We start from the raw sequence: 24,422 nt of genomic DNA, 5'->3' as shown, positions 1-24,422 counted from the left end.
AAGCATTAAAAAATAAAACTAAAAGGAATGAAAAACACTCCTTTCAGTTTTATCGGGGATGGACTATTCCATGAATGGCGCTCTTATTTTTTCGATGTCTTTATTTTGAGCATCTGTTCCGGTTGGAAGTTCAAATAAGATATCACCTTCCTGGTAGTCAATATTTTGGTAATCGGTAGAAAGGGTGATTTTTTTCGATTTACTGCCTATTTTTCCTTTACAGGTGTATTTCACTTTATATTGTGTCGGCTTGATCTCATAATCAAACTCATACCACGAACGATACGGAATCAGTTCTTCGTAGTTTTCGGCTGTGAACTTGAACTTTTTAGTTGGCATTTTATCCACTTTAAAAGTAACCTCAAGAGTGTCACAGTCAAACAACTGTTCTGTAGAAAGATTATAGTTAATCATGTTCTGTACCGGAAGCGGAATGAACAATTTGGTTCCGTCAAACTCAAATTCGTTAACGGTATCTTTTAATTTGATTCGTTTGTCTTTTTCATACATGATGTTTTGACGTACTTTTATCTTTCCGCCGGTAGTGTTGCGCACAAAGTCGAAAACAAAAGCGTTTTTGTCTTTAGACTTGTCGGTCCAGGTGGCCGGGAAAATAGCGTCGATGTCTTTTCCGGTTCTGCTGGTTGTTTTTACATAAGGAGTTCCTTCCGGCGCAATCATTCTACCGGAACTTTTCCAGACAATTTTTCCTTTGGAATCCGGATACCCAACTTCTAAAGAAACCTGGCTTACCGGGCTGTCGTTCAGGATTTCACCGTCTTTATCCATTTTAATCAAACCTCCGTTTAAAGCGGCAACCACCTGAACTTTGGTAAAGTCTTCATCCAGACGTACTTCGGTAATGTACTTTTTCAGTTCTTCTTTTGCAGCTGCTCCCGATTTTGTGGTCAGCGTATCAAGATTACCACTGATTTTAGAGTCTAAAACCTCAATTGCAGAGAATTTGATTTCATCTTTAAAGTTGATCTCTTTAATGTCTGTAGCCGATTTTAAATTAGCGCCCACACTTCCCGAACCAAAGATAAAACGGAAAATTCCACCTTGTTTTTCCGGATCTTTTACCGCCGTAAACTGTTTGTTCGGTACGTCAAGGATTTGTTTTTCGATCATTTTAAAGGCAAAATCCCTTTGTTTTGATAATAGTGCCTCTTCAATTTTCTTTCTTTCGTCATTTGAAAACTGATTGTCTGTTACGATTTCAGAAATAATGGAACCGTCCGTTACCAGTTTTTCATACTCATTTTCCCAGTTTAAGTCCACAAACGACCAGCTCACGTTTACTTTAGAAGAGAAATAGGTATGCACCTTTTTCATGTTTACGGTCGTTTTGATTGTTGTTGTTGGCAAATAGGCTTTGTATTTAATGTTGTTTTCCACAACCAGATTGTTATTTCCGTTTTCCAAAGCGTTTTTAACAAGGGAAGCACTGTTTCTGCCCATTAGTACAGAAAATGCGTTTTCACCTAAACCGAAAGTACTGCCGTTTCCTTCACCCTGGATGTTGAAGGTCCACGGGTTGGCACCGCCAAACGGATTGTTAGGCGATTTTTCTCCTACAATGTGCATGGCAATAGTATTTTCAACCAGTTGTATCGGGCGTACATTTGTTTCGTTAAAGTCGCGGTCAACGCCTTTCAGGAAAGAAAATAACCCCAGAATTTTAGATTGTCTCTGATTCTGATATTCGGTGTGCAGTCTGGTTTTTAATTTGTCGATCGCTTTTTTCAGTAAAGCTTCCGGTAGATCAATAGTACTGGTCAGTGTTGTATAAGCGCCTGCTTCTTCTTCAAGTCCTTCAGCTCCGATAACGGTTGAAGAATCTCCTTCTGATTTGAAAACCTGCATCGCAAATTTATATTTTCCGTCTTTTCCGGGTTCTTTTGCTAATCTTGGATTTTTCGGATAGTAATAGAATTGCATTGCCTGTCCGTTTTCCCGTAATTCGATATTGTTTGGATCGGGTGAGAACAATACGGCATAATCTGCCCCGTCTACGTCTTCTAAAAGAATTTCTACTGATCCTGCTCCGGCGTGCGGATAACCAAGTGGTGTTACTTGTGCCATAATAAATGTGTATTTTGATATTTTCCTACTCTGTTCCAGGCTTTTCGGATACCGCCATCATTTTTTTAGTGAATAATATTAACGGACATTAATATTTGCTGTTTTGATAAGCTTGTTGTGTACGTTAAGAGCGATGGCGCCTAAAACGACTTCTGCAAAACCTAAAAGGCTCAGGATGTTATCGCCGCATACAATACAAATAGGTTCCGGGATTGGTTTTCTTCCAATGATGATGATGATCCCTCCGATAATGATAATGATTACCATTATTACTCTAAAAATTACTCTGTTGTTCATGATTTCAATTTTTTAGTTGATTAATAAATTTTTCAGATTATTATTCTGATGAATTGTTTTAAGAATAATGCCTCTGATTTTTTACGTTAAATTTTCTGATGTAAAATTGCGTTGGTTTAACTGCTTGAGGTAGAGGATATTCCCTTTTTTTGCACGGGGATTTTTTCGGGTTATTTTATGGGGAATTTTCCCCGACAAAACAGCAATAATTTGGTTAGATCTGAAATTTAAACAATTGTAAATCAGTGTTTTAAGTTTTTGAAGAGAGAAATGGGAAAAGCGCAATGCCGGAAAGACCGCCTTTTAAAAAAGTGCAGGAAAGCGGAAATCAACAAAAAAAGCCTCCGATTTTTGTCAAAATCAGAGGCTTTTATAAGCGTTTGAAAAAAGGGGAAACTAAGCTGTTTTTAACGTGATCGTAAAAGTACTTCCGGAACCCAGTTCGCTGTCAACGGTAATGGCACCGCATTGTGCTTCTATAAATTCTTTGCTGATAGCCAGTCCCAGTCCGGTTCCTTCTTTTTCAGAACCCGGAATGCGGAAGTATTTATCAAAAATTTTGTCTTTGTATTGGGAGGATATACCCAGGCCATTATCTTTTACGGTAATCGTGACCAGGTTATCCCGGTTGGCAGCCGTAAGCAGTATGGCCGAATTTTCATAGGAATACCGGATGGCATTGGTAATTAAATTCGAAATAACCCAGGTTGTCTTTTCCTGGTCGGCTAAAACGTGCGAGACATTTTCCTGAATTTCCGTTTGCAGCAATATATGTTTTTGTTCGGCGAGATTACGGGTTGTTTCTACAGCGTCTTTTATAATTTTTTTGATATTACAGGCTTCAATGTTCAGCTGTGTTTTTCCGGTTTCTACCTGAGTGATGTTCAGCAGCTCGGAAGTGGTGCGCAGCAGGCGTCTGGTATCGTCCTTAATTCCCGAGATCAGGTGTTTCTGTTCGTCGTTAAGAGTACCTATTCCTTCATTTTCGAGTAATTGCAGACTCATTTTCATCGAAGCAATAGGGGTTTTAAACTCATGGGAAACGGTAGCGATAAAATTGGTTTTCGCATAATCCAGTTCTTTGTGTGCCGTTACATTGCGAAGGATAATAAAGGAACCGATTTCTTTTTTCTCGGTTTCGCCGGTAGGCAGAATGATAATCGGAACCAGCTGTTTTTCAAAATAGCTTTCTTTATTGTCCGCATAGATCTTAAGTGTTTCCGGTTTGCTTTCGGCAGCACTGTTATTGGCAAGATGCTGGATCAGCGAACGGATCAGGTCGTTATAAAGCGCGACTTCCTGAACCGGTTTTCCGGTTACGTCCTCGGCTTTTAATCCGGATATCTTTAAGGCTTCTTCATTGGCAAACAATATTTTATTGCTGTCGTCCAGACCGATAACCGGATCGTGCATGTTGTTAATCAGCGTTTCGATCCGCTTTTTCTCCATCATCAGGCGGGCAAGGTTGCTATCGCTGTATTCCTGTAGCTTTTCGGCCATGGTATTGAACGATTTGGCGAGGTCGCCAAATTCGCTGTGGCCTTCAAAATGAACTCTCCGGGAATAGTTTTTTCCGGCAATCTGGCGGATGCTTTCGGTAAGGTCCCTGATCGGGTCGGCAATATTACTCGGAAGATTGATCAGTAGGGTAAAGGCAATAATAAAGCACATGGAACCGGTAATTGAGATCCACAATATGGCTTTGTCTGCCGTGTGGGAAGCGACAATACTTTTCCGCTGGATCGAATCCATATTCAGTTTCATAATGTCGTTAAGGTCATTGCGAATCTGGGCAATAACAACCTTATTATCTGTTTGCTTCTGAAAAGTACGGGCATCTTCCAACAGGTTTTCGGTTAATTCCTTTTCGCCGATTTCCGTGATATTTTTGCTTTGCAATTCCAGGAAGCTGTTAAATTTTGTCAGGGACTGTTTTTCAAGTTCAAACTTATCCAGCTCTTTAAGCATATTTCGGGAATAGTCTAACGAATTGTAGTTGTCCACTAAAATATTTTCGGTGTCATTAGCCAATGTGTGCAGCTGTCTTACTCCTAATGCGACAAGCAAAACGATCAGGAAAAAAAGCAGTCCGACACCTAAGGTTAATTTTGTTTTTATTTTCATTTGCTGATGTGCTAACGTGTTGTTTGAATAACCGGATGATGGTTTGCCGATCAACTTAAAATAATCAGATCAATATCACTCGAAGATAGTTTATTTAATAGTTCTTTGAAAACGTTTGTCGAGAGAATAATTTTGAGAAAGTTCATACGCGGTTTGCCAATGCATACGGTCGTAATCTTTTTAAGTTCGGCCTGTTCAATAATTGCTTTTGCAATCCCGGTATGTTCTATTTTAATCACTTCACCGCCCAGTTCTGTGGCCAGTTTAAAATTGTTAATCAGGTGGCGCTGTTTGTCCAGGGCTATTTTATCGGCACTTTCCTGTGGCAGCTGTACGTAAAGCACAAACCATTTGCTGTTGTAATAATTCGCAAGCCGGGCGGTTTTGCGGATCACACGTTTTGCGGTTTTTTCATTGCTGCTGATGCAGGCCATTAGTTTTTCCTGCCGTACATTTTTACTTTTAATAACTTCGGTTTCAACTTTGCGTTCCACCTGGCTTGCCACTTCTTTCAGAGCCAGCTCCCGCAACTGGAGGATGTGTTCCCCTTTAAAGAAGTTCTTTAAAGCCATGTCAATTTTTTCCGCTTTATAGATCTTTCCTTCTTTGAGGCGGGTAATCAGTTCATCGGCAGTGAGGTCAATATTCACAACCTCATCGGCCTGAGCCAGTACACTGTCCGGAATGCGTTCTTTTACCTCAACGCCGGTAATGTATTTTACCGACTCGTTAAGGCTTTCAATATGCTGGATGTTAACGGCACTGATCACGTTAATACCGGCTTCCAGTATTTCAACAACATCCTGCCAGCGTTTTTCGTTTTTGCTGCCTTCAATATTGGTATGGGCCAGTTCATCTACAATAACCACTTCCGGCCGTAAGTTAATAATGGCCTGTACATCCATTTCTTCCAGCTCTTTTCCTTTGTAGAATAATTTACGACGCGGAATAACAGGCAAACCCTCGAGTAAATCGTGGGTTTCCTTACGGTTATGGGTTTCGATGTATCCGATTTTAATATCGATACCATTTTTAAGAAGGGAATGGGCTTCCTGCAGCATACGGTACGTTTTGCCCACACCGGCACTCATGCCGATGTAGACTTTAAACTTTCCTTTCCTTGATTTTTGAATCAAATCGAGGAAATGCTGTACATTATCTTCTCTGTTGTCTTCCAAAACAGTAGTATTTATGGTTATTAAAATGAGATTGCCAAAGAAGTCACCGCTGCAAAATTTTGCTTTGAAGGTTCGTTGTCTTTAAGGAAAACAGCATCTTTACCGGATAGTCCTCTTGCTTCAATCCGCCAGACGACATTCGGATAAATTGCATAATCCAAATTTAAGGAATATCCGAAGGTTTGAAACCCGTTTGGCGTTTCTGTTGCAATAATAACCCCGTTTTTATCGGAATAATACTCACCGCGGGCAGCCAGGCTGATTTTGTTGGTAGCGGTATATTTTGCAATGATAACCGGCGAATACCAGATGTTGTAACTGTTGCTTCCTTTTTCTTTTTGTTCGGCACCCAGATCCAGCCCGGCGGTCAGTCCCCATTTGTCACTAACCTGGAATTGTCCGTAAAGGTTATGAAAGTAGCGCATTTTTTTAATCGTATCCGGTTTGTCGTTCCCAATGAAAGAGCTACTGTTCAGGGTTATTTTAGCATTCGGTCTGTAGGTTAGCTGATGGCCAAAGGCTAAGGTTTTATTGCCGTCAACGCGTTGAATGCGCTGCCAGCCGTTTAAAACCAATCCGCTCATGAACCATTTGCCGTTGTCTGTTGTATAGGATATTTTGGCACCGCTTTCATAATAGGGAGAATTATCCGCCTGTATGCTTCTGGTAAGTGTCCAGCAGTCTTTCCCCACGGCACTTTCAAATCCGATATGGGATGCAAAGATTCCCGCATCGATCCATAAATTTTTGGTTTTAGACAGTTTTACCCCGGCATTGGCTTCATAAATGTTTTTTAAAACGCCTTGTTCCGCAGCCAGGTTGGCATTGCTATAGGTACCGGCCATGATGGCGAGGTTGGCTCTTACATTGTCTTTTTCATAATTGGCTTTGAGATAACCCAGATTCAGGGCTACTTCGTTGTGTCTGTTGTGGGAATAGATAAAATTGGGTCTTGTGTTGTTTTCCGGTGTTCCAAAATCATAAGCATAGTAGGTTTCGATATAACCGCTGACGGTTAAAGGTGATTTTTTGGTTTTGGTACTGTCGTTTTGTGCCTGTAATCCGAAAGAGGCTAAGGCCGCTAAAGCGGAGCCGAATATTTTTGTGTTCATTTTATTTTAATTTATCAAGGGCGATGTTTAGGGTGAGTACGTTTATTTTTTCAGGACCGAAAAATCCTAAAAGTGGTTTTTCTGTATTTTCAGCAATGAGTTGTTCCAGTTTCTGAGGTTCCAGATTTCTTATTCTGGCAATGCGTTTTACCTGAACTTTTGCTGCCTGTGCAGAGATATCCGGATCCAGACCACTGCCGCTGGCCGTTACCAGATCGGCAGGGATATCCTGTTTTTTAACTTCCGGATTCAATATCAGGAAGGTGTCAATCCGTTTTTGAACTTCAGCCAGATATTCGGGATTGCCTGGGCCTTTGTTGCTTCCTCCGGAACCTGCTGCATTGTAAGCCACGGCAGAAGGGCGGGAGTTAAAATATTTCGGATCGGTAAAAGACTGTCCGATGTTCTGATAGTATTTCTTACCGTTGAATTCCACTACATATCCTTTCCCGTTATTAGGTGCCAGTCTGGCAATACCTAACAGGAACAGGGTGTACACACCGCCAAATAAAACGGCACACAATACGGTTAATTTTGCTCCGGCTATAAGATGATTTTTCATTTTTTTAAATTTTAATATTTTGGAAGCAGCCTAAGATGCAACCGGAAAACAGTTCCATCTTAAGCGCTTTTTTACATAAATAAGGCAACTATAATATCAATCAGTTTGATTCCGATGAACGGGACGATAATCCCTCCCAATCCGTAGATAAAGAGATTTCTTCGCAGCAGGGCAGAAGCGCCTATCGGTTTATAGGTCACTCCTTTTAAAGCCAGCGGAATTAAGAACGGAATTACAACAGCATTGAAGATCACGGCCGAAAGGATGGCACTTTCCGGGCTGTGCAGCTGCATAATGTTGAGCCCTTGCAAGGCCGGTATGGCAGTAATGAACAAGGCCGGGATGATTGCAAAATATTTGGCAACGTCGTTGGCAATACTGAAAGTGGTTAATGTACCTCTTGTCATCAGTAATTGTTTCCCGATTTCTACGATTTCAATAAGCTTGGTCGGATCGTTGTCCAGGTCGACCATGTTTCCGGCTTCTTTGGCTGCCTGTGTTCCGCTGTTCATGGCTACACCAACATCGGCCTGAGCCAAAGCCGGTGCATCATTGGTGCCGTCACCCATCATCGCTACCAGTTTACCCTGCTGCTGTTCGGCTTTGATATAATTCATTTTGTCTTCCGGTTTGGCTTCGGCAATAAAATCGTCCACACCGGCTTTTTCGGCAATGAATTTCGCTGTCAGCGGATTGTCACCGGTAACCATTACGGTTTTAACACCCATTTTGCGCAAACGTTCAAAACGTTCCTGTATTCCGGGTTTGATAATGTCCTGTAATTCAATTACGCCCAGTACTTTTTCGTTTTCCGACACTACCAGCGGCGTTCCTCCGTTACTGGAAATTTCGGTCACTTTACCGGCTGTTTCTTCCGGGAAGGCAAAACCGGCATTTTCACTTAGCTTGCGGATGGCGTCAAAAGCTCCTTTTCGGATTTTGGTACCGTTGGGCAGGTTAACACCGCTGCTTCGGGTTTCGGCTGTAAATTTGATCAGGGTAGCGCCCTGTATCGATAAATTACGGGTAGTGTCTTTTCCGGCCAGTTCAACAATCGATTTTCCTTCGGGAGTTTCATCGGCAAGGGAAGAAAGGGCACAGGCTTTCACAAAATCATTTTCATTTACGCCGTTTGCCGGATAGAAATGGGTGGCTTTTCGGTTACCGATCGTGATCGTTCCCGTTTTATCCAGCAGTAGTACGTCAATATCTCCGGCAGTTTCTACTGCTTTCCCCGATTTGGTAATCACATTGGCCCGTAAGGCTCTGTCCATTCCGGCAATACCGATGGCGGAAAGCAGCCCGCCGATAGTGGTTGGAATCAGGCAGATAAACAACGAGATAAAAGCGGCTATCGTGATGGGAATATTGGCATAATCGGCAAAAGGTTTCAGGGTCACACAAACAATGATAAACACTAAGGTAAATCCGGCTAAAAGGATGGTTAAGGCGATTTCGTTTGGTGTTTTCTGGCGGGAAGCCCCTTCAACCAAAGCAATCATTTTGTCCAGAAAGCTCTCGCCGGGTTCGGTGGTTACCTGTACTTTAATTTTGTCCGACAATACTTTTGTCCCTCCGGTTACCGAGCTTTTGTCGCCTCCGGCTTCGCGGATTACCGGCGCACTTTCCCCGGTAATGGCACTTTCGTCAATGGTTGCCAGTCCTTCAATGATTTCACCGTCGGTAGGAATTGTATCGCCGGCTTCACAGACAAAAAGGTCGCCTTTTCTCAGGCTGGATGAAGGAACAATGGTAATTTCATTGACATAGAGTTCGCCAACCTGCTCTATTTTTTTCGCAGGGGTTTCCTCCCGGGTTTTTCTTAAACTGTCGGCCTGTGCTTTACCGCGTGCTTCTGCTATGGCTTCTGCAAAGTTGGCAAATAACAAGGTGAAAAACAGGATTAGAAATACCGTAAAGTTATAGGCAAAACTTCCTTGCGACTGTTCTCCGGTGGCGATCCACAGGCAAACGCCCAGCATGATTATAGTCCCTATTTCTACAGTGAACATAATAGGGTTTCGGAAGAGTGTTACCGGATTGAGTTTCACAAAAGACTGCTTGAATGCTTCTCGCATCAGCTCTTTTTGAAACAGTGATTTATTTTTGGTTTTCATTACAGTCTTTATTTTATAATGGAGAGATCAATTGTAAATGTTATTTCATTGAAAAATATTCGGCTATCGGTCCTAAAGTCAGGGATGGGAAGAAAGACAAGGCAGCAATAATAGCAATCACGGCAAAAATCATTAATCCAAAGGTAGCCGTATCGGTTTTTAGTGTTCCGGCACTTTCCGGGATGTGTTTTTTACCGGCTAAGATTCCGGCAATCGCTACCGGGCCAATAATTGGTAAGAAACGGGAAAGCAGCAATACGATACCGGTAGTAATGTTCCACCACGGATTATTATCGCCCAGGCCTTCAAATCCGCTGCCGTTATTGGCTGCCGATGAGGTAAACTCATACAGGATCTCACTGAAACCGTGGAAACCGGGATTGTTTAAGGTACTGGCTCCCTGTTCCGGAAAAGCGGTCGATAAGGCAACGCCAACAAGAATAAGGAAAGGGTGCAACAAGGCAATGATCATGGCAATTTTCATTTCCCGGGCTTCAATTTTCTTTCCGAGAAATTCCGGTGTTCTTCCCACCATCAGTCCGCTGATAAAAACTGCCAGGATAATAAAGATATAAAAGTTAAGGATTCCAACACCGCAGCCGCCATAGAAGCAGTTGACCATCATGGCTAATAATTCGTTCATTCCGGATAACGGCATAGCACTGTCGTGCATGGAGTTTACAGAACCGGTTGAAATAACCGTTGTGGCAATGCTCCAGTAACCGGAAGCAGTGGCACCAAATCGTACTTCTTTCCCTTCGGTAGCTCCGTTTGCAGTGTTGATACCCATTTGGGTTATTGCCGGATTTCCGTTCATTTCGGTAATGACTGTCGGTATCGTTAAGGCTAAAAATCCGATGGTCATAACGCTAAAAATCATCCAGGACAGTTTTCTGCGGTTCAGGTAGAAACCAAGGGCGAATATCATTGCAAACGGGATAATCATCTGCGCGATCATTTCGACCGTATTTGTCAGGTAATTCGGATTTTCAAACGGATGTGCCGAATTGGCTCCGAAGAATCCGCCTCCGTTGGTTCCCACATGTTTGATGGCTACAAAAGCAGCAGCGGGTCCCGTTGAAACCTGTACCGTATCGCCCTGCAGGGTGGTCATCGTGTCTTTACCGTCAAAAGTCATCGGTGTACCGTTAAACATCAGGATAACAGCCACAATAACCGATATGGGTAATAATATACGGGTACAGGATTTGATGAAATAGTTGTAAAAGTTTCCTAATTTATCGGTTGTGCGCTCTTTTAGCGCATTAAAGAGTACTGCCGCGGCAGCAAGTCCGATTCCGGCAGAAACAAATTGCAGGAACATTAAAAAGAGCTGACTCAGATAGCTCACGCCGGTTTCCCCGGAATAGTGTTGCAGGTTACAGTTTACTAAAAAGGAAATGGCGGTATTAAAGGCCAGATCGGGCGTCATGTTCGGGTTGTTGTCCGGATTGAGCGGCAGCCAACCCTGGCAGAGCAGTATGAGCATTCCCAAAAGAAACCAAATGGTGTTTAAGGCTAAAAGCGCTACCAGATGCTGTTTCCAGTTCATTTCCCGGGAAGCGTCTATTCCGCTTGCTTTGAAAAATAGTTTTTCAATGGGATTAAAAACAGGGTCTAAAAATGTTTTTTGTCCTAAATATACTTTTGCAATGTATCTTCCCAAAGGTATGGCTAACACCAGTGTGAGGATAAACATCATTACAATTCCTGTAATTTCTGTATTCATTTTTTAAATTGTTTGGTTTTTTGAAGCAGCACAGAAGGTTTAAAAAGATATGACCGCTTAAACCTTCTGTGTTCTTGAATTAAAATTTCTCGGGTTTCAGCAGTACGTAACAGATGTAGGCAAATACAGCCAGGGCAATAATAAATAGCAGTATCATTTCTTTAAATTTTATCAAAATAGTAAATCGATGCATAAAAAAGTGCAAAGCACACCAGTCCGGCTAAGGTTAAAACAGCAGTTATCATACTCCGGAAGTGTTAATTTGTTTTACATACTCTTTGTGAAGGGATACCGGAAGCAGTTTGGCCATGGCGTAATGATTGAGTTCCATGTAATGTGAAACCGAATACAAATACACATTGGTAATGGCATTTTTCATTTCGGCATTGCCTTTGTTTAACAGTTCTTCAGCCAGATTCAGGCATCTTTTGGTTCGGGCTGTTTTCCCTAATTGCAGACTACTGATCGTAATGTTTGCCAGGCGCTCCATTTTTTGAACAAGTGTGTCGTTGAATTTTTTCATAATGGTTAAAATTATTTGATAACCATAAGCCAAATCAGAGACCAAAAAATCAGGAATGCTGCTAAGGTGCTGATTTTGTTGGGAATATTGTTTTCTGGGCGTTGTGCCAAAAGAAAAACCCTATCAAAACGATAGGGTCAGGGCTTTCAAAACGATAGTATTTTTAGCAGAAATCAGGATATTTTGTATTCGTCCAGCTTCCGGTACAGGGTAGTCAGTGCAATATTTAATAAACGTGCCGTCTCGGTTTTGTTTCCGTTAGTATAGTTGAGTACTTTCTGTATGTGAATTTTTTCGGCGGAAGCCAGCGAAAAAGCAGAAAGTATCGGAAGTGCTCCGGTTTGACCGTCTTCCTGTAATTGCTGTATTTCTATGGGCAGGCTGCTGCGGGTGAGTGTGTCACCGGTTTCCAGGATAACACTGCGTTCCAGTACGTTTTTCAGTTCGCGGATGTTGCCCGGCCAGTTGTGCAGTTTTAAAAGACTGATAAAGTCGTCGGATAGTGTTTTTATTTTCTTATTCATTTTCAGACTGAAAATGGCTAAAAAATGGCTGGCTAACAATGCAATATCGGAAGTGCGCTCTTTTAAAGACGGTAACTGTATCTGGAAAACAGACAGGCGGTAATATAAGTCCTGACGGAAATGACCGGTTTCGATTTCTTTTAACAGATCTCTGTTGGTAGCAGCAATAATGCGGACGTCGACTTTGGTGACCTTGCTTTCGCCTACTTTAATAAATTCGCCGTTTTCGATAACACGGAGTAATTTCGCCTGCAGGTCCAGTGGCATTTCGCCAATTTCATCTAAAAAGATGGTACCGTTATTCGCTTCTTCAAACAATCCTTTTTTGTCTTTTGTCGCACCGGTAAAAGCACCACTGATATGACCGAACATTTCGCTTTCCAACAGGTCATGGCTAAAAGCAGAACAGTTTATCGCCACAAAGTTTTTGTTTTTCCGGTTGCTGGACTGGTGGATTGCCTGTGCAAAAACTTCTTTTCCGGTTCCGGTTTCGCCGGTTAATAGTACCGTGGTATCGGTTACCGCCACTTTTTTTGCCAGTTCGATCGCCTGTTGCAGCATTTTGGAGGTACCGATGATTCCTTCAAAGGAAAATCGGGTTTCCAGCTGGGCTTCCAGTTGTGCCACTCTCCGGGTAAGGTTGCTCTTTTCTATCGCACGATGCAGCAACGGAATGATCTTGTTGTTGTCGTCGCCTTTTACAATATAATCGAACGCTCCGTTTTTGATGGCCTGTACGCCATCGGGAATATTGCCGTAGGCGGTGAGCAGGATAACTTCGATGTGCGGGTATTTTTCCTTGATCTGCCGGGTTAGTTCAACGCCGTTGCCATCGGGTAATTTAACGTCACACAGTACAATGTCGATACTGTTCTGTTCCAGTTTTTTTAAACCTGTTTTACAGTCGCCGGCCTGAAAGACTTCAAAATTTTCCAAACCAACAATACGCGCCATTAAGGAACGCAGTTTTTCTTCATCGTCTATAATCAGTATTTTTTTCAATGGAGGAGTAGATTAAAAGTATAACAAAGTTACAATAGAAATTAAATATCCGGCATCTTTGCCAGTAGATTTTGCAGGATTCAGATTGGCATAAAAAAAATCAGGAAGAACTATTTCTTCCTGATTTTAAGCGGTTCCTGTCCGGTTGCCGGATCAGAATTTATTTTCCACTTCTGCTGCCTGTAGCATCAGGTAGTGTAAGTCGGTGTTCTTAACGAAAGGTTTTAACAGATCGCTTCCCGGTCCGAACATCGCTAATTCAACGTAATCGGCAGAGTGATCCATACTGATCCATCCCACAGAGTTTGTTTTTTGCTGCATTTCGGAAAACGCTTTATACGGTAATTTTTTATAGTTATACAAACCGTCTTCTTTGTGTAATCCGTCATAATAGCTTAAAACGGTTTTTGCATCTTCATCGGTAATAGTTTTTCCGTTTGCATGTTCAATGATTTCATGAACCTGTTTAACGGTCGACTGCGGACTGATTGCATTTAAAATCCATTCGTTTGTCTGGGTATAGTTCTGTATGCTGTCGAAATTGGCATTTGCATATTTGCCATAAATCACACCCGGATTGGCATTTCCGTGGTCGGTTGTAATGATCACCAGTGTTTCTTTGTCTTTTTCAGCAAAATCAATGGCTACTTTTACCGCTTCGTCAAAACCTACCTGGTCGTATATCAACGCGCTGATATCGTTTGCGTGTGCTGCCCAGTCTACTTTTCCGGCTTCAACCTGCAATACGAATCCGTTTTTGTGGTTTTTCATCCGGTCAATAGCTTTTTGTGCCATTTCTGCCAGTGTAGGGATCTGTTCGGTTAAATCTTTACTGCTTTTTCTGTCGATATTATACGGCAGGGCATCGTCATAAAAAACACCCAGAACAGGCTTGTTATTGTCGGTATCCAGCATTTCTTTACGCGTTCGGGCTACCTGGTAACCTTTTGCTTTAAATGCGGCATACATGTCTTTTTTATCTTTTCTGATTTCCGGGCTGAAATAGTTATTTCCGCCGCCCATCATGATGTCAAAACCTAATTCCAGGTATTGCTCGGCAATGTCTTCCTGAGCATTTCTGCTTTTGCTGTTTACGCAAAAACCGGCCGGCGTTGCATGGGTGATCGGAACGGTGGTTACACAACCGGCCATTTTACCGGCTTTTTTGAATTTTTGCCAGATCGGCATGTGCACTTCCCCTTTCGGACCCACATTTAAGGAACCGTTGTTTACTCTGAAACCGCCTCCCCAGGAAGAACTTCCTGCCGAAGAATCGGTTACAATGGAACTGGCCGAAGCCGTATCCATTAAAGCGCGGTTAATGCGGTTGTCACGGTAAAGCTGTAACCAGTTTGAACCGTTTCCTGTTTTTCTGTTAAGGTATAGATCGGCCATGTTTAACGTTCCGGTACTCATACCGTCGCTAACAAGGAAGATAATGTTTTTGGCTTTTTTATTTTTTCTTACGGTATCGAAATCAAGTGTGTTCGAAACGGCATCCAAAGGATTCATTAAAGCTGTGCCTAAGGTTAGAATTGAACCGTTTCTGAAAAATTTCCTTCTGTCCATGTTGTAAAATTCTGTAATTAAGGACACAAAGGTATAAAACAATTGGGGAAGCCGTTTTATGTTAGTGTTATTTTAAGCAAAAAGAGCCATAAAATACGGCTCTTTTCTTAATTGCTTATTTATTTAGTATTCAAACTCGAGTACTACCTGATTTCTGATGATATCTTCAAAGGTTTCACGCTCTCTGATGAGGTGTGCTTTTCCGTTATACCACAGTACTTCGGCAGGACGCACGCGGGAATTATAGTTGGATGCCATAGAGAAACAATAGGCTCCGGCGTTGCGGAAACACAGGATATCGCCCTCTTTAATTTCGGCAATTTTCCGGTTGCTGCCAAAAGTATCCGTTTCGCAGATATATCCCACAACCGAATAGAAACGCTCTTTTCCTTTCGGGTTGGTGATGTTCTCGATATGGTGCTGTGAACCGTAGAACATCGGGCGGATCAGGTGGTTGAAACCACTGTCTATTCCTGCAAATACAGTAGATGTGGTTTGTTTGACCACATTTACTTTGGCCAGGAAATAACCGGCTTCACTAACCAGAAATTTACCCGGTTCGAAAGCAAGTGTCAGCTCTTTGCCGTATTCTTTACAAAAGGCATTGAATCTTTTGGTTAGTTTTTTACCCAATTCTTCCACATTGGTTTCGATATCGTCTTTTTTATAAGGTACTTTAAAACCGCTTCCAAAGTCGATGAAATCCAGTTCTTTAAAGTGTTTTGCCGTTTCAAATAATATTTCGGCGGCATAAAGGAATACTTCGATATCCAGAATATCCGAACCGGTATGCATGTGGATTCCGTTAATGTGCATCTGTGTATTCTCGATGATGCGGAGCAAATGTGGAATCTGATGTATCGAAATACCGAATTTACTGTCGATATGGCCTACGGAAATATTCGAATTACCACCCGCCATTACGTGTGGATTGATACGGATACAAACCGGAGTGGTTGGATGCTTCGCGCCGAATTGTTCTAAAATGGATAGATTGTCAATATTTATCTGAACGCCTAATTGTGCTACTTCTTCAATTTCTTCCATCGAAACACCGTTTGGTGTATAGATGATCGTTTCCGGAGAAAAGCCTGCAAGTAGACCTAACTGCACCTCCTGAATGGATACAGTGTCAAGTCCGGACCCCATCTTCTTCAGTAGCTTAAGAACAGATAGGTTTGACAATGCCTTGACTGCATAATTGATTCGCAGGCTTTCCACCTTGGAAAAAGCATTGGTTAAACGTTGGTACTGTGATTGAATTTTGTCGGCGTCGTATACATAAACAGGACTGCCAAATTCTTCCGCTACTGAAAGTAAATGATTGATTTGCATGCTATATAAATTTGTTAATAACAACAAAGATAAAAATCGTCCCTTTCCAACCTTAACAGATGTGAATAATTAACAAAAAAACATTTAAAGCTGATAAAAATGAATAAATGAGGGTTTTTAAGGTGTCTTTTTTGAGGAAAAATAAACAAAAATGGATTTTAACAAAGTTTGGAATGCCGGAAGCAGGCTTTTGCAGGTTGCCGTACTGTACCTTTTGGGCCAAAAAAGATAAAACCTTTAAAAACAGTTGTCTTTAAAGGTTTTAGGTTGAACAGAACTAAGAATATTATATTATTATTTTTTGAAGTGTTTCAATAACATAGGAATGCATTACTTCCCGATAGTCCAGATGGGTTACGATTCGCAGTTTTCCTCTTCCCATCGCGCTGATAAAGATGTTTTTTTGTTTCAGCTTTTCAATGATGGAGGCTTCGTCATATTGTGGTTTTACAGAAAAGATCAGAATATTGGTTTCAACAGGTTCAACCGTATCGACCCAATGCAATTCTTTTAGCACAATACCAATTTGTCTTGCCCGGCGGTGGTCTTCTTCCAGTCTTCCCACATGATGCTGCAGGGCATATAAACCGGCTGCTGCCAGATAGCCTGCCTGGCGCATACCGCCTCCGAAAATTTTACGGATTCGCAAGGCCTTATGAATGGCTTCATGACTGCCTAAAAGTACGGAACCTACCGGAGCGCCCAGTCCTTTGGACAGGCAAACGGATATGGTGTCGAACAATTCGCCGTATTGTTTCGGGTGCTGACGTTTGGCAACCAAAGCATTCCACAAACGGGCACCATCCAGGTGATAGTTTAAATTGTGGTCCTGGCAGACCTGTTTGATTCTTTTTAATTCTTCAATATCATAACAGGCACCGCCGCCTTTATTGGTAGTATTTTCAATGCTGACCAAACGGGTTAACGGGCTGTGGTAAAATTCAGGATCGTTAATATTCTCCACCACCTGACGGGCAGTGATCATACCGCGGTCGCCATCTACAAGACAGCAGGAAACCCCGCTGTTAAAAGAAGCACCGCCGCCTTCATAATGAAATATATGGGACCATTTATCGCAGATGATCTGCTCACCGGGATTCGTATGCAATTTGATTGCGGTTTGGTTGGCCATCGTTCCCGAAGGGAAAAATAAAGCGGCTTCCATACCAAATAAATCGGCTACGGTTTCTTCTAATTCGATGACCGTAGGATCTTGCTTATACACATCATCGCCCACTTTTGCGCGAAACATTTGCTGCAACATTTCGGGTGTAGGTTTGGTAACGGTATCGCTAACTAAATTTATTTCCATATAATTAAAAAGGAATGTCTATTTTTGCGGGTATAAAACTACAATATTTATGGTAAATACCGAACAGATTAAGGATATTATTGAGCGTCTTGGTGCGTTAAGGAGGTATCTTTGACGTCGATAAGAAACTAATAGAGATTACAAACGAGGAAGAGAAAACCTTTTCACCAGATTTTTGGAATAACGCAAAGGAAGCGGAACTTATTGTGAAGAACCTGCGATCGAAGAAAAAATGGGTGGAAGACTATGAAAAAGGCGTAGCATTGGCTGAAGAACTTCAGATAATCTATGAATTTTTTAAAGAAGGTGATGCTACCGAAGCGGAACTGGATGCCCATTATGAGGTAACGAATACTCATATTGAAAATCTGGAATTCCGTAATATGCTTTCTGACGAAGGAGATAGTATGAGCGCGGTACTGCAAATCACTGCCGGTGCCGGAGGTACCGAAAGCTGTGACTGGGCTGCCATGCTGATGCGTATGTACCTGATGTGGGGAGAGCGGCAAGGTTATAAAATTAAAGAACTGAACTTCCAGGAAGGTGAGGTTGCCGGTGTTAAAACGGTAACACTTGAATTTGAAGGGGATTATTCTTTCGGGTATTTAAAAGGAGAGAACGGCGTACACCGTCTGGTTCGGATTTCTCCTTTCGACAGTAATGCGAAACGACATACGTCATTTGCTTCTGTTTATGTATATCCTTTAGCAGATGATACGATCGAGATCGAGATCAGTCCGTCTGATATTTCCTGGGAAACCATGCGTTCCAGCGGTGCAGGAGGGCAGAACGTGAACAAGGTGGAAACCGCTGTTCGTTTGCGTCACCATCCAACCGGAATTATCATTGAAAATTCGGAAACGCGTTCCCAATTGGATAATAAGACCAAAGCCATGCAGTTGCTAAAGTCGCAGTTATATGAGATCGAATTGAAAAAACGCCAGGCGAAGCGGGATGAAATTGAGGCGAATAAAATGAAGATCGAATGGGGTTCACAAATCCGAAACTATGTGATGCATCCTTATAAACTGGTAAAAGACGTCAGAAGCGGTTATGAAACCAGCGATGTTGATGCCGTTATGGATGGAGAACTGGATGAGTTTTTAAAAGCCTACCTGATGATGATGGGACAAAAAGGTGACAATTAAATAAAAAAAGCCGTTACACTGTAACGGCTTTTTTATTGCTTTAGTTTATGATGACTTTCTTAGTAGTCGATTGATTTTCGGAGGACATTTTTACTAAATAAAAACCTTGCGGAAGGTTTTCCATAGTATAGGTCCCCTGGTTGTGAGCGGGTTTCTTAATTTGCTGGATGATTTGGCCGTTAATAGCAATCACTACAATTTCGTCCAGTTCTTTTTCCGACTGGATATTGATACGGTGGTCATTTGACGGATTCGGATAAACCGAGATATTCGCCAAAGCTTCAAATGTATCGGTTGCCAATGGCGATCCCCAGATCATTTGCACATATTCCGGGTGATCGATAAACGGGTTCCGGTTTCCCTGAAAAGCATAAATGGCATTGTTGCGGGCAATTTCTCTCGGACTCACCGGATCCTGGTTGTGCCAGGTTAACAGGATTTCCTTAAACCAGTCGCTTACCGCCTGATTGCTGGTGTGGTTTAGCATCGCGTGATTCCAGCCGGCTACCTGGTTTTCATAACGGGTTACGAAATACAAAAGACAGCGGGCAACATCCCCTTTAAATTCATCGATTGGCTCAAAGGCTTTACCGGAATATCCGGCTGTAGCGTTGTTGCCTAATTTGGATCCGTTTTTGGATGTCCAGGTCGGGGAATTAACTTTTCCGAAAGGATAGTTGCTGCGCATACCGTTTACTTTTCCGTCTGTAGGAAGAATGTGGTGTGCATCCGAAACCATCGGTGCATTTTCATTGAAAACACTTTGAGGCATTAAATGTTCCCTGTTGAAACAGTTTCCTTCAACACTGTAGCTGCCGCAACGGTCGCCGGTGCTTGTCGCAGAATAATTGTAGAAATCGGCACCATTGGGCACTTCAGAATAAATATCGAGAATAGTTCCGTCATTTTCATAGAAATAATCGCGATCGGAAGTCTGGTAACAGGTATAAAGCTGATTATAACCTTTAGCATTGTGCCCTTTGATAATGTTGTACAATTGGGTTTTTAAGGTATAACCGGTTCCGGTAGCGGAATTGTAATACCCGGGAGGAATCTGGGCATAGCCGGTTAACACTGACATTAAAAACGCAGTGAGGTAAATTTTTGTCATAGTGGATTAATTTTGGACGCCAAATGTAAGTCCTTTATTTAGAACTCAAAAGAAAATTAACTAATTATAAACGAGTTGCTTAGGTACTGTTTTCGATTTTAAAGCGGCAGTGCCGGATGTTGTAGTTGCTGTATCTGCAAAAAATGAAAAGCGATGTCTTTTTTTATCATTTTTTAATATTGTAAAATCCCTATTGTTAGGGATTTTTTTAATAATTTAATATCTGAATTTTGAGTAGTTTAACATTAAATCTATCAAAAATGAAAGTGTACCAATCTTGCGGAACAATAAGTTTTCAGAAAAGCGATGCCGGGAGAGAGCAGCGGGCTACGATAAAAACGATGCTGCCCAATTTAAAAACCGGTACTTACCGTTATGCTGAATTTTACAATATATCCAATGAAAAGTATTTTGGGTTGCTGGGAATATTGGTCATGGATGGCGAGGATAATGTTAATTTACGACAGTATCCCACTACGGCAAGAAACCTGAAGAGCGTTAAAAACAGTACGGTAAACCTGTTGCAATATAAGCCGGTTAGCGGTGAAGGAAAGTCCTTTTCGGAACTGAAAGAGGACGATAAGATTCATTTTATGTGCCTGCACGACGACCGGTTTAAAGGCGATTCGGAAGATCTGGAATATTTTCAGGCAAACTTGCCCAATTTTCCGGCTTTAATGGAAGCCTTGTCGGAAGAGATCAACAGAGAACCTAAGGTTGGCGATGGCGGAATCCTGACAGCAAACGGATGTTGATACCATGTCGGGGATAAAAAGCATACGATACAGGCTGTTAACGGTACTACTTTTTGTGGTAAGCTTTTCCTTTGGACAAACGGCTACCTTAAAAGAGTTTGAAAAATACGTTAAAGAAAAAGATATAGCCAGGGCATCCTTTATTTCGGACAAGCTGCTTACTGCAAAATTCACAGCTGCCGAAACAGCCCGCTACAACTATCTTAACGCCAATTTGTATGCCCTGAACAATAAGGATAATCTTGCCTATCGTTACTATATAGCAGCGAAAGACCAGTATAAAGCCATCGACAGCCTTGACCAGGAAGCACAGATCAATATTGAGCTGGTTTCGTTATTGCTGGCGATTGATGGAAATACTATGGATTACCAGACTTTTTTACACGAATATATAGCGTATGCCCAACGTAAAAAGAATCCGGATTATCTGAGCAACGCCTATATGCAGGCGGGAAAATCTTTTTATGACCGGCAACCCCTGGTAGCGGTACAGTATTTTAAAAAAGCAGAACGGGAAAATTTAAAAACAACAGATGATATCTTCCGGGCGCGAATACTGCTCAATATGGGCGCCACCTATGCTACCGATAGTCTCCGGAAATTTGACCTGGCGTTAAATGCCTATCGGGAAGCCCTCAAAATATACGAGAAACATCGGTTAACAGATTATATTTCCTATGTCTATATTAATTATGGGGTAACCTACACCAAAATGAAAGCGTTTGACAAAGCGCTGTTTTATTTTTTTAAAGCTGATTCCATACCAAATAAAGAGTTCAAGGCAAAAACAAAAGAAGCATTGTATGGTTATATGACCAAGGCTTATGAAGGCAAAGGGGATTATAAAAATGCCCTGGCGTTTGTTTTAAAGCAAAAAGAGCTCAAAGAGCAACTGGATGAAAAGGAACAGAAAAAAGCGATCAATGAAAATTATATCTGGTATAAAACCAAAGAAAAGGAGAAAGAAAACCTGGCTTTAAAAGACCGGCTGCAAACGAACAGGATCATTGTTTATGCGGCGATCGGGCTGTTACTGCTAACCTTGTTGTCCGGTATTTTAATTTTTAAGAATATATCCAAGAAAAAGAAAATTGCGGTTCAGGAGAAACTGATCGAAACCCAGAAACTGGAAAAAGTACTGAAAGAGCAGGAACTTGCCGTAATTGATTTAATGCTGGAAAGCCAGGAGAAAGAGCGGCAGCGGATTGCGAATGAACTGCACGATAATTTAGGAAGTTTGCTGGCTACGCTGAAACTGAATTTTCAAAACATCAGCAGAACGAATCAGCATGCTGCCGAAAAAGAAAATCAGTTATACCATAAAACGGATGCTTTAATAGAAGAAGCCTATCAGGAAGTCCGGAATATTTCCCATTTAAAGAACCTGGGTGTGGTGGGGAAAGAGGGATTGCTGCTTTCCGTTAAAAAAATGGCGGAAAAGATGAGTATCCTGAATAAACTGCAAATGAATGTCATTCCGTTCGGGTTAACGGAAAGACTGGAAAATTCGGTGGAAGTAATCCTGTTCCGGATCATTCAGGAATTGTGCACGAATATTATAAAACACTCGGAAGCGACAGAGGTGAATATTTACCTTAATCAGCATGATGAAAAAGGAATCAATATCATGATTGAAGACAACGGTAAAGGCTTTGTGCCGGCAATGAGTGGCAAGTCGGCCGGAATCGGACTGAAAAGTATTGAGAAAAAAGTAGAACAGATGAACGGAACGTTTACAATTGATTCCGTAATTGGGAAAGGAACGACAATTATTATTGATATACCATTATAATATATGATACGGGTAGTGATAGCAGAAGACCATCAGTCCCTTATTGACGGGATAAAACTTTCGCTGGAATATGAAGAAGATATATCCGTTGTGGGAGAAGCGAATGATGGCGAGGTTTTAATAGCGCTGGTAAGAGCCAAAAGGCCGGATATTGTAATTACCGATATCCGGATGCCAAAATGTGACGGTATCTGTGCGACGAAAACCATTAAAAAAGAGTTTCCGGATATAAAGGTCATTGCTTTCAGCATGTTTGACCAGTCGGAAGCGGTAACCCAGATGAAGTTAGCCGGTGCTTCCGGTTATATCATGAAAAATTCATCCCTTAAAAAACTGGTTGAAGCCATCCGGGAAGTGGCAAAAAACAATTTGTTTTTTGACGATGCCATCATGTCGAAAGACACGGTTACCAAAGAAGATATTATTCTGAGCTCCCGTGAAAAAGAAATTTTACGGTTAATCGGTGAGGGGAAAACATCCCAGGAAATAGCCGACCTGCTGTTTATCGGGAAAAGTACCGTAGATACCCACCGGAAAAATATCCTGAAAAAAATGAGCATTCAGGGCAAAACCGATCTGATCCGGTTTGCGGTAGAACGCAAATATGATTTTTAAAAATAAAAGTATGAAACTGTGTAAAATCCCCATTGTTGGGGATTTTTTTTTGTGGCTGTTTCCGGAATTTTGAGTAAGAAAATTAACGGGTTTTCGAAAAGAGGTAACTGTGGACCTTCTCAAAAAAAACAGGGCGGAACCGAAAAGCCATACGAGTAGGACAAACCAAAAAATAGAAAACATTATGGAAGAACAAACACTTTATTTAAGTGAAGACAAAGAAAATTTGTTGGATGAGGCGGGCAATATTGTCGCTGTAAAAAAAGAGAAAGACGGAAAGGTTTTTTACCAGGAGGCAAATGCGACTACAAGAGGGGAAATTTGCCTGACATGGAAACCGAAAAGAGTATGTCTGAGCTGGAACAACAATATGGTGTGCCTTGGTTGGGATACCGTTCAAGTTTGTGCTAAATGGTCTAATTAAAACACTAAAGGATAACCTTTTTCGGGTTATCCTTTTAGTATTTAAGGAGCCGTTTTGTGTACTTCTTATTTAAAAAGACCTCAATTGAGGTCTTTTTTGGTTTATTCTTTAATCAGTTTTACTTTTTTGCTGCTTCCGTTAGCAGAAACTTCCACTATGTAAACACCGGAAGACAAAGCGGAAGTGTCCAGGTTTGCTTCGGTTGTGTTTATTTTTGTTTTGGAGATCAGCTGACCGGTCAGGCTGTAAATTGTTACCGACTCGATGATCTGGTTGTCAAAAGCAATGGTTAGTTTGTCTTTTACCGGATTCGGATATAGTGTCACGGTTTTATTAAGGGCCGGATTATCCACGCTCAGATTACAATCCGGATTCATCGCGACTCTCGTTGGTGTTCCGGCAGTGGAACTGGTGCTGTTCGGGCAAAATGCCGGTGCGGCAACAACGTGAAATTCCCCGGCTCCCGAAATGGTCAGTACGGGATTATTGGCACCAACAATCGGTTCGCCGTTTTTATACCATTGGATATTCGCATTATAAGGCGGATTGTTTACCTGCAGGTCAAAAGAAGCACCGTTGCAAAGCAACAGGCTTTCTGTTTGAGGATCAAAAGACATGATGTTTTCATCATACTGGTACATGGTTCCCAGACCTACCCAGGCATAACTGTCAACCTGGATCGTGTTGGATTCAAACGTTTGCCCGTTTTTAGTAACCACCACTTTCAGCAAAGCCTGGTCGTAAGTGTACCAGTCGTAGGTAAAACTTGCAGCAGTAGCATCGGGTATGGCTTCAAAGCTGTCGGAAGTAAACCAGTATTTAAAATACCACTGGTAGGTAGTATAGCCTTCGTTGTTATTGATAACAGCGGTACCGTTTGTCCACGGACATAACATTAAATCGCCGCTGATGGCCGGAGCATTCTGACTGTTCCCTTTCCAGAGAATAAATAAGGTAACAAGTAAAAGTAGTTTTGATCTCATAAATAATAGATTGATATATAGGTTAGCATTTTCAAAAAAACCGGTTCGGGCAGTTTGTCGAAACGATTTTATTTGGAACCGCTAAATAACAGCGTGCAAGGCTAATCTCCTATTTATGAAGCGAT

21 protein-coding genes are annotated in these 24,422 nt (G+C 41.7%); 5 read left to right on the top strand and 16 right to left on the bottom strand.

Annotation, left to right across the window (positions count from 1 at the left end):
- Positions 1-63: 63 nt before the first annotated feature.
- The 14 genes from HW120_RS16130 to HW120_RS16065 all read right to left on the bottom strand — a co-directional run bounded on the left by HW120_RS16130 (position 64) and on the right by HW120_RS16065 (position 17,469).
- Positions 64-2,085, bottom strand: a complete 2,022-nt coding sequence (locus tag HW120_RS16130; RefSeq protein WP_177735440.1) for a hypothetical protein — start codon at positions 2,083-2,085, stop codon at positions 64-66.
- A gap of 78 nt (positions 2,086-2,163) precedes the next feature.
- Positions 2,164-2,382, bottom strand: a complete 219-nt coding sequence (locus HW120_RS16125; protein ID WP_177735438.1) for a hypothetical protein — start codon at positions 2,380-2,382, stop codon at positions 2,164-2,166.
- Positions 2,383-2,778: 396 nt separating this feature from the next.
- On the bottom strand, positions 2,779-4,506 hold the full coding sequence (locus tag HW120_RS16120; protein WP_177735436.1) for a HAMP domain-containing sensor histidine kinase: 1,728 nt from the start codon (positions 4,504-4,506) through the stop codon (positions 2,779-2,781).
- Positions 4,507-4,556: 50 nt separating this feature from the next.
- Positions 4,557-5,684 carry a sensor protein KdpD gene (locus HW120_RS16115; protein ID WP_177735434.1) on the bottom strand — a complete coding sequence of 376 codons (1,128 nt, stop codon included), beginning with the start codon at positions 5,682-5,684 and terminating at the stop codon, positions 4,557-4,559.
- Between the two features lie 20 nt (positions 5,685-5,704).
- Complete coding sequence (locus tag HW120_RS16110) at positions 5,705-6,796, bottom strand: porin (protein ID WP_177735432.1); 1,092 nt, start codon at positions 6,794-6,796, stop codon at positions 5,705-5,707.
- A gap of 1 nt (position 6,797) precedes the next feature.
- Positions 6,798-7,358, bottom strand: a complete 561-nt coding sequence (locus tag HW120_RS16105; protein ID WP_177735430.1) for a K(+)-transporting ATPase subunit C — start codon at positions 7,356-7,358, stop codon at positions 6,798-6,800.
- Between the two features lie 71 nt (positions 7,359-7,429).
- Positions 7,430-9,475, bottom strand: coding sequence for a potassium-transporting ATPase subunit KdpB (kdpB, locus tag HW120_RS16100; RefSeq protein ID WP_177735428.1), 2,046 nt, complete (start codon positions 9,473-9,475; stop codon positions 7,430-7,432).
- Positions 9,476-9,515: 40 nt separating this feature from the next.
- Complete coding sequence (gene kdpA / locus HW120_RS16095; protein WP_177735426.1) at positions 9,516-11,204, bottom strand: potassium-transporting ATPase subunit KdpA; 1,689 nt, start codon at positions 11,202-11,204, stop codon at positions 9,516-9,518.
- Between the two features lie 79 nt (positions 11,205-11,283).
- The gene (locus tag HW120_RS17875; protein WP_177736432.1) at positions 11,284-11,361 is read right to left on the bottom strand and encodes a potassium-transporting ATPase subunit F; all 78 of its coding nucleotides are present in this window, start codon (positions 11,359-11,361) and stop codon (positions 11,284-11,286) included.
- 84 nt (positions 11,362-11,445) lie between these two features.
- On the bottom strand, positions 11,446-11,727 hold the full coding sequence (locus tag HW120_RS16085) for a DUF7674 family protein (protein WP_177735424.1): 282 nt from the start codon (positions 11,725-11,727) through the stop codon (positions 11,446-11,448).
- A 173-nt stretch (positions 11,728-11,900) separates the two neighbouring features.
- Positions 11,901-13,253: a sigma-54-dependent transcriptional regulator gene (locus tag HW120_RS16080; protein WP_177735422.1), complete on the bottom strand. Its 1,353-nt coding sequence runs from the start codon at positions 13,251-13,253 to the stop codon at positions 11,901-11,903.
- Positions 13,254-13,406: 153 nt separating this feature from the next.
- Complete coding sequence (locus HW120_RS16075; RefSeq protein ID WP_177735420.1) at positions 13,407-14,822, bottom strand: alkaline phosphatase; 1,416 nt, start codon at positions 14,820-14,822, stop codon at positions 13,407-13,409.
- Between the two features lie 123 nt (positions 14,823-14,945).
- Positions 14,946-16,157: a diaminopimelate decarboxylase gene (gene lysA, locus HW120_RS16070; RefSeq protein ID WP_177735418.1), complete on the bottom strand. Its 1,212-nt coding sequence runs from the start codon at positions 16,155-16,157 to the stop codon at positions 14,946-14,948.
- Positions 16,158-16,443: 286 nt separating this feature from the next.
- A complete protein-coding gene (locus HW120_RS16065) occupies positions 16,444-17,469 on the bottom strand; it encodes a threonine aldolase family protein (protein ID WP_177735415.1) in 1,026 nt (341 codons plus the stop codon).
- A 49-nt stretch (positions 17,470-17,518) separates the two neighbouring features.
- Between HW120_RS16065 and prfB the strand changes: the two genes are divergently transcribed.
- A protein-coding gene (gene prfB, locus HW120_RS16060) for a peptide chain release factor 2 (RefSeq protein WP_177735413.1) occupies positions 17,519-18,617 on the top strand; the annotation gives its coding sequence in 2 pieces (ribosomal slippage) (positions 17,519-17,581 and positions 17,583-18,617; 1,098 coding nt in all).
- Between the two features lie 40 nt (positions 18,618-18,657).
- Here the strand turns inward: prfB and HW120_RS16055 are convergent.
- Positions 18,658-19,728, bottom strand: a complete 1,071-nt coding sequence (locus HW120_RS16055; RefSeq protein WP_177735411.1) for an endonuclease — start codon at positions 19,726-19,728, stop codon at positions 18,658-18,660.
- A gap of 260 nt (positions 19,729-19,988) precedes the next feature.
- Here HW120_RS16055 and HW120_RS16050 point away from each other — a divergent pair, with 260 nt between their 5' ends.
- From HW120_RS16050 to HW120_RS16035, 4 genes are all read left to right on the top strand, one after another.
- A complete protein-coding gene (locus HW120_RS16050; protein WP_177735410.1) occupies positions 19,989-20,483 on the top strand; it encodes a hypothetical protein in 495 nt (164 codons plus the stop codon).
- Positions 20,484-20,487: 4 nt separating this feature from the next.
- On the top strand, positions 20,488-22,275 hold the full coding sequence (locus tag HW120_RS16045; RefSeq protein WP_177735408.1) for a tetratricopeptide repeat-containing sensor histidine kinase: 1,788 nt from the start codon (positions 20,488-20,490) through the stop codon (positions 22,273-22,275).
- A 3-nt stretch (positions 22,276-22,278) separates the two neighbouring features.
- Positions 22,279-22,890, top strand: a complete 612-nt coding sequence (locus tag HW120_RS16040) for a response regulator transcription factor (RefSeq protein ID WP_177735406.1) — start codon at positions 22,279-22,281, stop codon at positions 22,888-22,890.
- 184 nt (positions 22,891-23,074) lie between these two features.
- Positions 23,075-23,314 (top strand): hypothetical protein, encoded by a 240-nt coding sequence (locus HW120_RS16035; RefSeq protein ID WP_177735404.1) that lies wholly within the window; start codon positions 23,075-23,077, stop codon positions 23,312-23,314.
- A gap of 101 nt (positions 23,315-23,415) precedes the next feature.
- Here the strand turns inward: HW120_RS16035 and HW120_RS16030 are convergent, their stop codons facing one another.
- Positions 23,416-24,297 (bottom strand): T9SS type A sorting domain-containing protein, encoded by an 882-nt coding sequence (locus HW120_RS16030; RefSeq protein WP_177735402.1) that lies wholly within the window; start codon positions 24,295-24,297, stop codon positions 23,416-23,418.
- Positions 24,298-24,422 lie beyond the last annotated feature (125 nt).

Source organism: Flavobacterium inviolabile, from assembly GCF_013389455.1.
GTDB lineage: Bacteria > Bacteroidota > Bacteroidia > Flavobacteriales > Flavobacteriaceae > Flavobacterium > Flavobacterium inviolabile.
The sequence above is the reverse complement of the archived record's forward strand: the minus strand, read 5'-3'. Positions and strand labels throughout refer to the sequence as shown.